Raw genomic sequence first — 15,441 nt, 5'->3', positions numbered from 1 at the left:
TGCTTATAGTTCTACGCTTTCTTCTTCTGATTGTGCCTGATAAGCTTCTCTTGCAGCAACTAGCTTATCATATTCAGCTTGGTTACCTACGATCAGATCATCATACTCTCTCATACCTGTACCTGCTGGAATCAAGTGACCAACGATCACATTTTCCTTCAAGCCATTCAATGTATCAGCTTTACCTCTGATAGAAGCTTCACTCAATACCTTAGTGGTCTCTTGGAAAGATGCAGCAGAGATAAAGCTCTCAGTACCCAACGATGCTTGAGTAATTCCTTGAAGTTTCGGCTTAGAAACTGCAGGTTGTGCATCTCTAACTTCTACTAACTTCATGTCTTTTCTTCTCAAGCTTGAGTTCTCGTCTCTCAACTCTCTTGGAGATACAATCTGACCTGGCTTCAAGTTCTCAGACTCGCCTGCTTCAGTCACCACTTTCATATCAAGCATAGCATCGTTCTCTTCTCTGAAGAAGAACTTATCTACCACCTGACCTGGAAGGAATTGCGTATCACCAGCATCCATGATCTCAACTTTCTGCATCATCTGTTTCACAATCGCTTCGATGTGCTTGTCGTTGATTTTTACACCCTGTAGTCGGTATACTTCCTGAATCTCGTTCACTAGGTATTCCTGAACTGCAGTTGGACCTTGAATATTCAAGATGTCATTCGGAGTAGTTGCTCCGTCAGACAACTGGTATCCAGCTCTTACAAAGTCATTGTCTTGTACCAAGATGTGCTTAGACAATGGCACCATGTATTTCTTCTTCACACCGTCTTTAGATTCGATGAAGATCTCACGGTTACCTCTCTTGATACCTCCGTAAGTCACTACACCATCAATTTCTGACACTACAGCCGGATTCGATGGGTTACGTGCCTCAAACAATTCAGTTACTCTAGGAAGACCACCCGTGATATCCCTTGATTTACCCATTGTTCTTGGAATCTTAGCCAATGGCTGTCCAATTTTTACTTTGTCACCAGCATCTACTGCTAAGTGAGCTCCCACTGGAATGTTATAAGCCTTAGACTCAGACTTCGCGTTTACAACTACCGCTGGGTTCTTCGCCTTATCTTTTGTATCCGTAATTACTTTCTCTCTGTGACCTGTTTGCTCATCAAACTCTTCTTTGTAAGTCACGCCTTCTTCGATCGCATCAAACTCGATGGTACCGTCAAATTCTGAAAGGATTACCGCGTTATACGGATCCCACTTACAAAGTTGATCATCCTTCTCTACCTTCTGACCTTCCTTCACTTCAAGGATGGCACCGTAAGGTACGTGGTTAGAGATAAGTACTTTTTTCGTTTTAGGATCAATGATCTGGATTTCACCAGTTCTACCCATTACGATATTTATCTTATTGCCATCATTGTCAGTAGTAGGCAATGATCTCAATTCTTCAAATGCAATTACACCAGCAAACTTCGCTTTCACTGTAGCATCTACCGCAATGTTTGAAGCAGTACCCCCTACGTGGAAGGTTCTTAGTGTAAGCTGAGTACCAGGTTCACCGATTGACTGAGCCGCAATTACACCGACAGCCTCGCCTTTTTGTACCATCTTATTAGTAGATAGGTTTCTACCATAACATTTAGCACAAACGCCTCTCTTAGTCTCACAAGTCAATACTGATCTGATTTCAACCTCATCGATCGCAGTTTCATCAATTTGATCTGCAATCTTCTCAGTGATTTCTTCACCAGAAGCAATGATCAGCTCCTCAGTGATTGGATCGTATATATCGTGAACAGATACTCTACCAAGAATTCTCTCAGATAATGGTTCAACTACTTCCTCGTTGTCTTTCAACGCTGAAACAGTCAATCCTCTTAGTGTACCACAATCCTCCTCGTTGATCACACAATCTTGTGCAACATCAACAAGACGTCTTGTTAAGTAACCTGCATCAGCAGTTTTCAAAGCTGTATCGGCAAGACCTTTACGAGCACCGTGTGTAGAGATAAAGTACTCCAATACATCCAAACCTTCTTTAAAGTTTGAAAGAATCGGGTTCTCAATGATCGCTCCCACAGAACCTGCAAGGTTTTTCTGCGGCTTAGCCATCAATCCTCTCATACCACCCAGCTGACGAATCTGCTCTCTAGAACCACGAGCCCCTGAGTGCATCATCATAAAGATAGAGTTGAAGCCTTGGTTGTCTTCTTCCATCTCCTGCATCAATCCGTTGGTCAATCGTGTATTTACACGTGTCCAAATATCAATTACCTGATTGTATCGCTCATTATCGGTAATAAGTCCCATCAAGTAGTTTTGCCATACAGCATCCACTTCTTCTTTAGCACTTTGTACTAGGCTATCTTTTACATCTGGAATGTGAATATCATTCAATCCCATTGACAGACCACCTTTATAAGCCATTTGGAAACCAAGCTCTTTAATATCATCCAAGAACTTAGCTGTCTTTGCGATACCGCAAATCGTAACTACATTCTGGATAATTTTCTGAAGCTTCTTCTTCGTCAATAGCTCATTTACGTAGCCTACTTCTTCTGGAACACTCTCATTGAAGAGTACTCGACCTGCAACAGTTTCGATCACTTTCTCAACCAACTCATCGTTTTCACGAACTGTGGTTTTCACATGAATGTAAGCGTGCTTAGAAAGGACGCCTTCGTTCATCGCGATCAATACTTCTTCTGCAGAGTAGAAACGCATGCCTTCACCTGCTACTTTATGATCGTCAGTAGATCTTCTACCTTTAGTCACATAGTAAAGTCCCAATACCATGTCTTGAGATGGTACAGTTACAGGAGCACCGTTAGCAGGGTTCAAAATGTTGTGAGAAGAAAGCATCAACATACTTGCTTCCATTACCGCATCTTGTCCTAGTGGTACGTGAACAGCCATTTGGTCACCATCAAAGTCAGCGTTAAATGCTGTACATACTAATGGATGCAATTGGATCGCCTTACCTTCAATTAGTTTTGGCTGGAAAGCCTGAATACCTAACCTGTGAAGTGTAGGAGCTCTGTTCAATAGTACTGGGTGCCCTTTCAATACGTTTTCAAGGATATCCCAAACCACTGGATCTTTTCTGTCAACAATTTTCTTCGCTGACTTCACTGTTTTTACAATACCTCTTTCAATCAGCTTTCTGATAATGAATGGTTTGAAAAGCTCAGCAGCCATATTCTTAGGCAAACCACATTCGTGTAGTTTCAATTCAGGTCCTACCACGATCACCGAACGACCAGAGTAGTCAACCCTTTTACCTAAAAGATTCTGACGGAATCGACCTTGCTTACCTTTAAGCATATCACTCAAAGACTTCAATGCACGGTTTCCATCCGAACGTACTGCGTTAACTTTTCTTGAGTTATCAAATAGTGAGTCAACAGCCTCTTGAAGCATACGTTTCTCATTTCTAAGAATTACTTCAGGAGCTTTAATATCGATCAGTCTCTTCAAACGGTTGTTTCTAATGATCACACGTCTGTAAAGATCATTCAAATCTGATGTAGCGAATCTACCACCATCAAGCGGTACCAATGGTCTCAATTCTGGTGGAATAACTGGCACCATCTTGATCACCATCCACTCAGGACGATTTTCGATTCTAGTTTTTGCATCACGGAATGCTTCGACTACTCTCAAACGCTTCAAGGCTTCTGCCTTTCTCTGCTGAGAAGTATCTGTAGCTGCTTGGTGACGTAAAGCGTATGACATGCTATCCAAGTCAAGTCTCGCCAATAACATTTCGAGTGCTTCTGCACCCATTTTGGCGATGAACTTTTCTGGATCATCATCATCAAGCATTTGATTCTCGCGTGGGAGTTTGTCAAGAATATCCAGATACTCGTCTTCCGTTAAGAAGTCCATGTAGCTGATTCCTTCCTCTTCCTTGATACCTGGTTGGATTACAGCGTATCTCTCATAGTAGATGATCTGATCCAATTTCTTAGTCGGTAGACCAAGAAGGTATCCTATTTTATTAGGAAGTGACTTAAAGTACCAAATGTGTGCAACAGGAACCACCAATTCGATGTGTCCCATTCTCTCTCTTCTAACCTTTTTCTCGGTTACTTCAACACCACATCTGTCACAGATGATACCTTTATATCTAATTCTTTTATACTTCCCACAATGACATTCCCAGTCCTTAACAGGTCCGAATATTCTTTCACAGAATAAACCACCCATTTCAGGCTTATAGGTTCTATAGTTGATGGTTTCCGGTTGCGTTACCTCTCCATGAGAAGACTCAAGGATAGATTCCGGAGAAGCCAAGCTAATAGTGACTTTGTTAAAGTCGTTGTTAAGTTTTCTATTCTTTTTAAATGCCATAGCTTTTTTTGATTCTTAATTGTGGCCTAAACCAAACTCAAATTTTGTAATTAGTCTAAAGTGATTTCTAGTGCGAGACCTCTAAGCTCGTGAACCAATACATTGAATGATTCAGGAATATTTGGCTTAGGAATAGAATCTCCCTTAACAATCGCTTCGTAAGCTTTCGCTCTACCGATTACATCATCTGATTTTACTGTCAGGATTTCCTGAAGAACGTGTGATGCACCGAATGCCTCAAGTGCCCATACTTCCATCTCTCCAAATCGCTGACCACCGAATTGTGCTTTACCACCTAAAGGCTGCTGAGTAATCAATGAGTAAGGTCCAATAGACCTTGCGTGCATCTTATCATCAACCAAGTGACCTAGTTTCAACATGTAAGCAATACCCACGGTTACTGGCTGGTCAAATCGCTGACCTGAGAGACCATCATTTAGGTATTCACGTCCTGCACTTGGTAGACCCGCTTCCGCCAATTCGGCTTCCACTTCTTCCATGCTCGCTCCATCAAAGATTGGAGTAGCATATTTTCTACCCAGCTTCAAACCAGCCCATGCCAACACCGTCTCATAAATCTGACCGATGTTCATCCTTGAAGGTACACCCAGTGGATTCAATACAATATCCATCGGAGTTCCATCGTCAAGGAATGGCATATCCTCTTCTCTTACAATTCTTGCAACAACACCTTTGTTACCGTGACGACCCGCCATCTTATCACCTACTTTAAGCTTGCGCTTCTTAGCAACATAGACTTTGGCCAATTGCACGATACCTGTTGGCAACTCATCACCTACTTCGATAGTGAAACGCTGACGTTTAAACTCGCCAGTAATGTCATTACGCTTTAGGTTGTAGTTTTTAACCATCTTAACGATCAGGTCGTTGGTCTTTTTATCTTCTGTCCAACCATCAAGGTTAAGGTCAGAGATCAAGTTCACTTCTTCCTGAACACTATAGTTACTCTCATCTCTATAGATATTCTTTTCAGGGAAAAGATTCTGAGAGATGTTATTCTTATTGAATTTCACACCTTTAGAGATAATCTCATCTCCAAATTTGTGTGTCACTCCATTACATACCTTGCCTTCAAGCAACTGAGTCATCTTATCAATGATCTGAGCTCTTACGGCAAGCAAGTCCTTGCTGTATTGTGCCTTAAGCACTTCTACCTCTTTCTTAGACTTAGCACGTAAGTCTTTGTCCTTCTTAGGACGAGAGAACAACTTCGTATCGATCACAACTCCTCTTAATGAAGGAGAAGCTTTCAATGAAGCATCCTTAACATCACCTGCTTTATCACCGAAGATCGCTCTCAAGAGTTTCTCTTCAGGCGTTGGATCAGTCTCACCTTTAGGAGTAATCTTACCAATAAGGATATCTCCTTCTTTGATTTCTGCTCCTACTCTAATGATACCATTTTCGTCAAGATTCTTAACAGCTTCCTCACTCACGTTCGGAATCTCAGAAGTCAATTCTTCCTGACCACGTTTTGTATCTCTTACTTCAAGTTCATACTCGTCAATGTGAATTGAAGTATAAACATCGTCTCTAACAACTCTTTCAGAAATTACGATCGCATCCTCAAAGTTGTAACCTTGCCAAGGCATGTAAGCCACTCTTAGGTTTTTACCCAAGGCTAACTCACCTTTCTCAGTTGAGTATCCTTCGCATAAAACCTGACCTTTTTCTACCTTCTGACCTTTAAGTACAATAGACTTAAGGTTAACAGTAGTGTCTTGGTTAGTTCTTCTAAACTTAATTAGATCGTAAGTCTTGTATTCAGTATCAAAGTTGACCAATTGGTCATCTTTAGATTGATCGTATTTGATAACGATTTTGGTAGCATCAACAAAGTCAACAACACCTGACTCTTCTGCAATGATCAATGTTCTTGAATCACGAGCTGCTCTTGCTTCCAAACCAGTACCTACGATTGGAGCCTCAGGCTTCAATAACGGCACAGCCTGACGCTGCATGTTCGATCCCATCAAAGCACGGTTTGCATCATCATGCTCCAAGAATGGAATCAATGAAGCCGCAACCGAAACAATCTGGTTAGGCGCAACATCCATGTAGCTAAGCTCTTTTGGCTCTACCACCGGGAAGTCTCCTTCGTATCTTGCTTTTACTTTATCATTGAGGAAAGTGCCCGCATCTTTTAGAGGTGCATTTGCCTGAGCAATGTTGTGCGTATCTTCCTCTTCAGCAGTCAGGTAAATCACATCTTCAGACATGTTTACTTTACCACTTTCTACTTTTCTATAGGGTGTCTCAATGAATCCCATGCTGTTTACTTTAGCATGAACACATAGAGATGAAATCAAACCAATGTTTGGACCTTCTGGTGTCTCAATAGTACAAAGACGACCGTAGTGAGTATAGTGAACGTCACGTACCTCAAAACCGGCTCTTTCTCTAGAAAGTCCACCAGGCCCCAAAGCTGACATTCTTCTTTTGTGTGTAATCTCTGCTAACGGATTTGTTTGATCCATGAACTGAGATAACTGGTTGGTTCCAAAGAAAGAGTTAATCACTGAAGACAAGGTTCTCGCGTTGATCAGATCAACAGGTTTGAAATCCTCGTTATCACGAACATTCATTCTTTCTTTAATGGTTCTGGCCATACGAGCCAAACCAACACCAAACTGAGCATAAAGCTGCTCACCCACTGTTCTTACCCTTCTGTTAGAAAGGTGATCGATATCATCCACAATTGCTTTAGAGTTGATCAAGCCGATCAAGTACTTCACAATAGAAATAATATCCTGAGTAGTAAGAACTAATTTCTCAGAATCGATATCAAGATCTAATTTCTTGTTAATTCTGTATCGCCCTACTTCACCAAGGTTATATCGCTTATCAGAGAAGAATAGTGACTGAATAATGTCACGTGCTGTTTGCTCATCTGGAGCATCAGTATTTCTCAACTGACGATAGATTTGCTCAACAGCTTCTTTTTCTGAGTTAGAATTATCTTTTGAAAGCGTGTTATAGATAATGGTGTAATCAGCAATGTTGATGTCCTCTCTGTGAAGAATTACAGAATCAACATCTGCTTCGATAATCATTTCTACGTGCTCTTCAGCAAGTACTGAATCTCTTTCTAATAACACTTCATTTCTATGGATTGATACTACTTCTCCAGTATCCTCATCCACGAAATCTTCAACCCATGTTCTCAGTACCCTTGCAGCTAGCTTACGACCAATAGCCTTTTTCAAAGCGGTCTTCTTAGCTGAGATCTCTTCAGATAAACCGAAAAGATCTAAAATGTCTTTATCAGTTCCATAACCGATTGCTCTTAGAAGCGTGGTTACCGGGAACTTCTTCTTTCTATCGATGTAAGCGTACATTACGCTGTTTACATCGGTAGCAAACTCAATCCAAGATCCTTTGAAAGGAATAATTCTCGCAGAATATAATGGAGTTCCGTTGGTGTGCTTGCTCTGCGCAAAGAATACACCAGGAGATCTGTGTAATTGAGATACAATAACTCTTTCGGCACCATTTACGACAAAAGAACCCTTCTCTGTCATGTAAGGAATATTCCCTAGAAATACTTCCTGCTCAATAGTTTCGAAATCTTCGTTATCCTCATCATTACAAGTCAAGCGAAGTTTAGCCTTCAAAGGCACAGAATAGGTTAGTCCTCTATCGATGCATTCTGCAACGTCATATTTTGGAGGATCAACCAAATAATCCACGAATTCAAGAACGAAATTCTCTCTTGAATCGGAAATAGGAAAGTTCTCAGAGAAAACCTTGAACAAACCATCCTGTGTTCTTTTATCTGCGGGTGTTTCCAATTGGAAAAAGTCTTCGAAAGACTTTACCTGCACATCAAGGAAATCAGGATAATCTAAGATTGATTTAATCGAAGAGAAGTTTATTCTTTCTGATTGATTTGCTAGAATAGCCAAGGCCTTATATTTTTTGTTATTGAATAATTCTTGATTGCATCTTTAGAGATGCAGAAAAAGGGATTGCTCCCTAAATTGATACAAACAGGAAAAGACCCGTGATCCCGATAGCTATCGGGACCAGGGCCTATTCCAAAGCCATTTTAAAAATGGCTAATCAAATTACTTAAGCTCTACTTCAGCACCAGCTTCTTCAAGCTGCTTTTTAAGTGCTTCAGCTTCGTCTTTAGCTACACCTTCTTTGATTGCTTTAGGAGCGCTATCTACGATTTCTTTCGCATCTTTTAGTCCAAGACCAGTAAGTTCTTTCACTAGTTTCACAACTGCTAGTTTAGAACCACCAGCTGAAGTAAGTACTACGTCAAACTCAGATTTCTCTTCAGCACCACCTTCGTCTCCGCCACCAGCAGCAGGACCAGCAACAGCAACAGCTGCAGCTGCAGGTTCGATACCGTACTCATCTTTAAGGATGTCAGCAAGTTCGTTAACTTCTTTTACAGTTAAGTTCACTAACTGTTCTGCAAATTCTTTCAAGTCTGCCATTATATTATTTGTTATAAAGTGTTTTAAATCTTGTTAATTATTAGTTTTCACGCTCAGACAAAGTCTTGAGAATACCAGCCAATTTGCCGCCAGAACCCTTAAGTCCTGAGATAACATTTTTAGCAGGTGATTGAAGTATAGTAATTACTTCGCCAATTAGCTCAGCCTTAGACTTAAGCTTACTTAGCATATCGAGATTCTCGTTTCCAATAAAAAGATCTGTATCGATGGAAGCGCCTTTTAATATTGGAGATTCTCCGCCTGATTTTTTTCTAAATTCCTTGATCAATTTTGCAGGAGCATTTGAGTCCTCACCTGAGAACATAACGCCTGTAAAACCTCTCAATACACTGTCGTCAAAAGGCACATAGTCAGTATCTAACTGCTCTAATGCTTTTTGCACCATAGTGTTCTTAATTACTCTGTACTCGATTCCTCGCTCGAAGCACAATCTTCTCAAATCGTTGGTCTGAGCAACCGACATTCCGGATGCGTCAGTGATATAAAAGTTATCGTTAGCCGAAAACTTCTCTACCAACTCTTCAATTAAAGCTGCTTTTTCTACTCTATTCATGATTATAGTCCGGAAATTGAGTTCTTATCTATTTTCACTCCTGGGCTCTGTGTTGTAGAGATGTTGATACTTTTAAAGTAAGTACCCTTTGCAGAAGCTGGCTTTAACTTAGAAAGCATTTGGATCACCTCTTGTGCATTTTCAGCAATCTTCTCCTGAGAGAAAGACGACTTACCAATACTTGTATGAATGATACCCGCTTTATCTACTTTAAAATCAATCTTACCGCCTTTTACATCATTTACAGCTTTCGCCACATCAAGTGTAACAGTTCCTGCTTTTGGGTTTGGCATAAGACCTCTTGGTCCTAAGACTCTACCCAAACGACCAACTTTGGCCATTACAGTAGGCATAGTGATGATCACATCAATGTCCGTCCAACCACCTTCTATCTTAGAAATGTAATCGTCCAAACCTACGTGATCTGCACCTGCATCTTTAGCTTCTTGCTCCTTATCAGGAGTACAAAGCACAAGCACCGTTACCTCTTTACCTGTACCATGGGGAAGTGCAACTACACCTCTTACCATTTGGTCAGCTTTACGAGGATCCACTCCCAAACGCACATCGATATCTACAGAAGCGTCATAAGAAGCACCGTTAATTTCCTTAACAATGCCAGCCGCCTCAGATAGAGGATACTGTTTGGTTGGATCATATTTACTAAAAGCTAATTTTTGCTTTTTTGTCAACTTTGCCATTTGTACAAATCTTTAGTTATTCCAAGGTGCTTTACCACTCACCCTTAACCCCATGCTTCTTGCTGTACCAGCTACCATTTTCATAGCAGACTCGATAGTAAAAGCATTCAAATCCGGCATTTTAACCTCTGCGATCTCTTTTACCTGATCCCAGGTTACGCTACCCACTTTAACTCGGTTAGATTCAGGTGAACCCTTCTTCTGTTTAGAAGCTTCTAGCAACATTACTGGTGCCGGAGGTGTTTTGATTACAAATTCAAAAGACTTATCACTGAAGATCGTCACAAGTACAGGTAATACCTGACCCATTTTATCTTGAGTACGTCCGTTGAATTGCTTACAAAACTCCATGATATTAAGTCCTTTCGAACCTAATGCCGGACCTACCGGTGGAGAAGGGTTGGCTTGGCCACCCCTGACTTGCAACTTCAGATAACCAGCTATTTCTTTAGCCATATTAATCTTGTTTTTCTACTTGCATGTAACTTAATTCAACAGGTGTATTTCGGCCGAAGATCTTAACCATAACATTAAGTTTTCTTCGTTCCTCAAATACCTCCTCTATAGTTCCTGTAAACCCACTGAAAGGACCGTCCATTACTTTTACGGTCTCTCCGACTATGTAAGGAGAATCTAGTTGTTCGTCAAAATCATCAATCTCTTCAACCTTACCTAAGATACGGTCTACTTCGCCTTGACGTAATGGGACTGGCGGTGTGGAAGCTTGGCCAGCCTTTTGACCTAAGAACCCTATGATTCCAGGAATATTTTTGATCATGTGAACGACTTCACCATTGGCAAGATTAGCTTGTACCATGATGTACCCAGGAAACATATTACGATCACGAGATTTCTTCTTTCCATTACGGATCTCGTAAACTTTTTCCGAAGGAATCATTACCTGAGGAATCTCTTCCGTGAATTGCTCACGGTCAATCTCATTCTCAAGATATTCTTTCGCTTTTCTTTCCTGGCCTGATACGGCCCTAACCATATACCACTTTAGTTCTGACATCGTTCGATCGTTTCTTATAGCTTGTAAAACCAGTCCATTATTTCATCGAACCCTAAATCAATCACACCAATGAAAAGTGCGAATATTAAAGAGGCTACTAATACTAACACAGAACTACTCTGAAGATCAGAATACTTAGGCCAGCTTACTTTATGCCTCATCTCGTCATAAGAAGCGGTAATAAAGGACTTTAATTTACTCATCGGTTTTACTTCTTTTTTTTGCACGGGTGGTAAGATTCGAACTCACGACCTTTGGTTTTGGAGACCACTGCTCTACCAACTGAGCTACACCCGTATTCAACTCCATCCAGACTTCGGACAAAACTCCTTGATTATCAAGGGGTTAAAACGCTATTTTGAAGGATAAAAAATTCTTTAAAAAAGCGCCTCAAATGCCACAGAAGCCCGAAACGGGCTGCAAATGTAGAAAATTATTTATAACGAAACAAACGCGCTTCCGAAAAATCGAAAACGCGTTTGTATTAAAAATCTATAAAGACTTAGTGTCTTAGTCTAGGATCTCAGTTACCTGACCAGCACCTACTGTTCTACCACCTTCTCTGATTGCAAAACGTAGTCCAGGCTCAAGTGCTACTTTGTTAATCAAGTTAACTTCGATAGTCACGTTATCACCAGGCATAACCATTTCGATATCAGCTGGAAGCATGATCTCACCAGTTACGTCAGTCGTTCTTAAGTAGAACTGAGGACGGTACTTGTTAAAGAATGGAGTGTGACGTCCACCTTCTTCTTTTGAAAGCACATAAACTTCAGCTTTGAAGTGAGCATGTGGATTCACAGAACCAGGCTTACAAATGATCATTCCTCTTTTGATATCAGTTTTCTCGATACCTCTAAGCAATAGACCTACGTTGTCACCAGCTTCACCTCTATCCAAAATCTTACGGAACATCTCAACACCAGTGATAGTAGACTTCATGTCTTCTGCACCCATACCGATGATGTCAACAGGATCTCCAGAGTTGATTACACCTCTTTCGATTCTACCAGTAGCCACAGTACCACGACCAGTGATCGAGAATACGTCCTCTACAGGCATCAAGAAATCTTTGTCAGTCAGACGCTCAGGAAGAGGAATGTACTCATCCACAGCAGTCATCAATTCTTTGATTTTGTCAACCCACTTACCTTCGTTGTTCAACCCACCTAGAGCAGAACCTTGGATAACTGGAATATCGTCACCAGGGAATTCGTAGAAAGAAAGCAATTCTCTCACTTCCATTTCAACTAGCTCAAGAAGTTCTTCATCATCAACAAGGTCAACCTTGTTCATGAAAACAACAAGAGCAGGAACACCTACCTGACGTGCCAAAAGGATATGCTCTCTAGTTTGAGGCATTGGTCCATCTGTAGCAGCAACTACAAGAATAGCGCCATCCATTTGAGCAGCACCCGTAACCATGTTTTTCACATAATCCGCGTGACCCGGACAGTCAACGTGAGCGTAGTGTCTGTTGTCAGTTTGGTATTCAACGTGAGAAGTGTTAATAGTAATACCTCTCTCTTTTTCCTCAGGAGCGTTGTCGATCGCAGAGAAATCTTTTACTTCAGCAAGCCCATCATTTGCCAGTACTGTAGTAATTGCAGCAGTTAATGTGGTCTTACCGTGGTCAACGTGACCGATAGTACCAATATTAACGTGCGGCTTGGAACGGTCAAAGGTTTCTTTAGCCATGATTAATTTTAGTTAATATTAATGTTATAATTTATTCTTAAGCCATGAACCGTACTTCGGTTCAACGTATTAATTTCTTTTTAGAGCCAATGACGAGATTTGAACTCGTGACCTCTTCCTTACCAAGGAAGCACTCTACCCCTGAGCTACATCGGCTTTTAAGTTAACAATCCAAAAGCCCTTAATTCAAGTGACTACTTGTAGTGCTGAACTTTTTATTTGTAACTCAAATTCAGAGCGGGTGACCAGGTTCGAACCGGCGACCTACAGCTTGGAAGGCTGTCGCTCTACCAACTGAGCTACACCCGCTTGTCAACTGCAATTAAGACTCTCACTCATTAGTGAGCATCTCAATTAAAATTGAAAAATGTGGGGGGAGCAGGATTCGAACCTGCGAAGTCATAAGACAACGGATTTACAGTCCGTCCCAGTTGGCCGCTTTGGTATCCCCCCTTGATTATCAGAACGTTAAAGAGCGCACAAAAAACCCTCTCTGCGAAAGGGACTGCAAAATTAGACCCTTTTTTATTTTATTCAAATAATTGCAATAAAAAGATGAAGCTTTTTCGCGAAGCGCGAAAATAGCCTCCACAACGCCTGTATTGCCCTTTTCAAAGAATCATCTCCTTTTCTGAGCTTGCGCAAAAGTAGCTTCAATTTGACATCAAACCATTCAAAATAGTTCTATATATTTGCGTGATTTCAAGCGAGGTATTTATGATGAGTTCTTCGGGTGAAGTCAATAGCATAAAACCTACTGAATGTATCAGACCAAAACCTCTGCTGGAGCGCCTGTTTCAATAACATTTGAAGGCGACCAGTTGATGTATAACAACCAGCTTTTCGATTGGTCATTAAACCAAAAGAGCAATAACTCTTTTTTAATCTTAAAGGACCATAAAAGTTTCCGTGCTGAAATACTAAGCATTGACACGAGCTCAAAAACTGCAACCATCAAAATTGAGAAGTCGATTTTCGAAATCGAATTAAAAGATAAGATGGATATGCTCCTAGAGAAGATGGGGATTTCGAACCTGGACAGTACACAAGTAAATGACATGAAGGCTCCAATGCCTGGTTTAATCCTTGACGTACTAGTCACACCTGGGCAAGAAGTTAAGAAGGGCGATCAGCTTTTGATATTGGAGGCTATGAAAATGGAAAACGTCCTCAAGGCTCCAGGAGATGGTACCGTAAGCTCAATTGAAATCACCAAAGGTGATAGTGTAGAAAAAGGCCAAGTCCTTATAAAATTTTAGAAAGTAGAAATGGGTTACAAGAGAGTATTGTTAAAGCTGAGTGGAGAAGCCCTAATGGGAGAGCAGAATTATGGTATTGACTCAGCTCGATTAGAGCAGTATGCGTTGGACATTAAAAAGATACATGACTCCGGGGTAGAAATTGCCATTGTTATCGGAGGTGGAAATATATATAGAGGTGTTCAAGCTGAAGCTTCAGGCATAGATAGAGTTCAGGGTGACTATATGGGAATGCTGGCAACCGTGATCAATGCCATGGCCATTCAAAGCACACTCGAAAAGCACGGCATGTACACCCGTCTCATGTCCGGCATCAAAATGGAAGCAGTTTGCGAACCATTCATCAGAAGGAGAGCCGTACGTCACTTAGAGAAAGGGAGAATTGTCATTTTTGGTGCTGGTATTGGTAACCCCTACTTCACCACGGATTCAACAGCCAGCTTAAGAGCTATAGAAGTTGAAGCAGACGTAGTACTTAAAGGTACTCGAGTGGATGGAGTTTATTCTGCCGACCCTGAAAAGGATCCCAACGCTGAAAGGTTCGAAAAGCTCAGCTTTGAGGAAGTGATCCGCAAGGGATATAATATTATGGATATGACGGCATTCACCTTATGCCAAGAAAATAATGTGCCGATCATTGTGTTTGATATGAACAGAATTGGCAACTTAGAAAAACTCGTTAATGGAAACGAGTCAGTTGGTACACTTATAAGCTAACCCCAATGGAAGAGATTGAGATTTACTTAGAGACAGCTAAAGAAATGATGGACAAGGCCATTGCAAGATGCAAAACAGAATTGGCCAAAATTCGTGCAGGCAAGGCAATGCCAAGCATGCTAGATGGTTTAATGGTTGAGTACTACGGTACACCTACTCCCATTAACCAAGTAGCAGCACTAACTACCCCAGACGCTCGAACCATCTTCATCAAACCGTGGGAGAAGTCTACGATCCAAGAAATTGAAAAGACCATTATTAATAGCGGACTTGGCTTTAACCCTCAAAATGATGGCGAAAACATTATCATCAGCGTGCCTCAACTTACCGAAGAAAGAAGAGTTCAATTGGTAAAGCAATCAAAAGCAGTAACAGAAGACGCTAAGGTAAGTGTTAGAAATGCACGCAAAGAAGCCAATGATGAGTTAAAGAAACTTTTGAAAGAGGGTGTTTCTGAAGATGCCGTCAAAGGAGCTGAAGCAGACGTACAAACGCTAACCGATCAGCATGTCAAAACCCTTGACGGTCTACTTGAGACCAAAGAGAAGGACATCATGACGGTTTAAAACCTTCAGCGTCTTAAGAAAAGGAGTAATCGATAAGTCGATTGCTCCTTTTTTATTCCCCTAATCGAACGGTTGACTACAACATTACACCGTTTCACCTCGAAAGGCTTTCCTAAAGAAAATTGTCC

12 protein-coding genes and 4 tRNA genes are annotated in these 15,441 nt (G+C 41.1%); 3 read left to right on the top strand and 13 right to left on the bottom strand.

What is annotated here, in order from left to right; translation table 11 throughout:
- Nucleotides 1-3 precede the first annotated feature (3 nt).
- The 13 genes from rpoC to BFP97_RS19300 all read right to left on the bottom strand — a co-directional run bounded on the left by rpoC (nt 4) and on the right by BFP97_RS19300 (nt 13,224).
- Complete coding sequence (gene rpoC, locus BFP97_RS19360; protein WP_069843992.1) at nt 4-4,314, bottom strand: DNA-directed RNA polymerase subunit beta'; 4,311 nt, start codon at nt 4,312-4,314, stop codon at nt 4-6.
- A 50-nt stretch (nt 4,315-4,364) separates the two neighbouring features.
- Nucleotides 4,365-8,234 carry a DNA-directed RNA polymerase subunit beta gene (rpoB, locus tag BFP97_RS19355; RefSeq protein ID WP_069844402.1) on the bottom strand — a complete coding sequence of 1,290 codons (3,870 nt, stop codon included), beginning with the start codon at nt 8,232-8,234 and terminating at the stop codon, nt 4,365-4,367.
- Between the two features lie 168 nt (nt 8,235-8,402).
- Complete coding sequence (rplL, locus tag BFP97_RS19350; RefSeq protein WP_069843991.1) at nt 8,403-8,783, bottom strand: 50S ribosomal protein L7/L12; 381 nt, start codon at nt 8,781-8,783, stop codon at nt 8,403-8,405.
- A gap of 40 nt (nt 8,784-8,823) precedes the next feature.
- Nucleotides 8,824-9,357 (bottom strand): 50S ribosomal protein L10, encoded by a 534-nt coding sequence (rplJ, locus tag BFP97_RS19345; RefSeq protein ID WP_069843990.1) that lies wholly within the window; start codon nt 9,355-9,357, stop codon nt 8,824-8,826.
- Nucleotides 9,358-9,359: 2 nt separating this feature from the next.
- Nucleotides 9,360-10,058 (bottom strand): 50S ribosomal protein L1, encoded by a 699-nt coding sequence (gene rplA / locus BFP97_RS19340; RefSeq protein WP_069843989.1) that lies wholly within the window; start codon nt 10,056-10,058, stop codon nt 9,360-9,362.
- A 12-nt stretch (nt 10,059-10,070) separates the two neighbouring features.
- Nucleotides 10,071-10,514 (bottom strand): 50S ribosomal protein L11, encoded by a 444-nt coding sequence (gene rplK / locus BFP97_RS19335; protein WP_069843988.1) that lies wholly within the window; start codon nt 10,512-10,514, stop codon nt 10,071-10,073.
- Between the two features lies 1 nt (nt 10,515).
- A complete protein-coding gene (nusG, locus tag BFP97_RS19330; RefSeq protein WP_069843987.1) occupies nt 10,516-11,073 on the bottom strand; it encodes a transcription termination/antitermination protein NusG in 558 nt (185 codons plus the stop codon).
- Nucleotides 11,074-11,087: 14 nt separating this feature from the next.
- Nucleotides 11,088-11,276 (bottom strand): preprotein translocase subunit SecE, encoded by a 189-nt coding sequence (gene secE, locus BFP97_RS19325; protein ID WP_069843986.1) that lies wholly within the window; start codon nt 11,274-11,276, stop codon nt 11,088-11,090.
- A gap of 21 nt (nt 11,277-11,297) precedes the next feature.
- Nucleotides 11,298-11,370 (bottom strand) — tRNA-Trp (locus tag BFP97_RS19320).
- A gap of 213 nt (nt 11,371-11,583) precedes the next feature.
- Complete coding sequence (gene tuf / locus BFP97_RS19315; protein WP_069843985.1) at nt 11,584-12,771, bottom strand: elongation factor Tu; 1,188 nt, start codon at nt 12,769-12,771, stop codon at nt 11,584-11,586.
- Between the two features lie 84 nt (nt 12,772-12,855).
- Nucleotides 12,856-12,927 (bottom strand) — tRNA-Thr (locus tag BFP97_RS19310).
- An 80-nt stretch (nt 12,928-13,007) separates the two neighbouring features.
- Nucleotides 13,008-13,080, bottom strand: a tRNA-Gly gene (locus BFP97_RS19305).
- Nucleotides 13,081-13,141: 61 nt separating this feature from the next.
- A tRNA-Tyr gene (locus tag BFP97_RS19300) sits at nt 13,142-13,224 on the bottom strand.
- Between the two features lie 308 nt (nt 13,225-13,532).
- Here BFP97_RS19300 and BFP97_RS19295 point away from each other — a divergent pair.
- From BFP97_RS19295 to frr, 3 genes are read left to right on the top strand one after another with little or no spacing between them, the layout of a single operon-like run.
- Complete coding sequence (locus tag BFP97_RS19295) at nt 13,533-14,030, top strand: acetyl-CoA carboxylase biotin carboxyl carrier protein subunit (protein ID WP_069843984.1); 498 nt, start codon at nt 13,533-13,535, stop codon at nt 14,028-14,030.
- Nucleotides 14,031-14,039: 9 nt separating this feature from the next.
- Nucleotides 14,040-14,747, top strand: a complete 708-nt coding sequence (gene pyrH / locus BFP97_RS19290) for a UMP kinase (protein ID WP_069843983.1) — start codon at nt 14,040-14,042, stop codon at nt 14,745-14,747.
- Between the two features lie 5 nt (nt 14,748-14,752).
- Nucleotides 14,753-15,313 (top strand): ribosome recycling factor, encoded by a 561-nt coding sequence (frr, locus tag BFP97_RS19285; RefSeq protein ID WP_069843982.1) that lies wholly within the window; start codon nt 14,753-14,755, stop codon nt 15,311-15,313.
- Nucleotides 15,314-15,441 lie beyond the last annotated feature (128 nt).

The sequence above is a fragment of the Roseivirga sp. 4D4 genome (assembly GCF_001747095.1).
Taxonomy (GTDB): Bacteria; Bacteroidota; Bacteroidia; order Cytophagales; family Cyclobacteriaceae; genus Roseivirga.
This window is presented reverse-complemented; position numbering and strand designations above follow the sequence as displayed.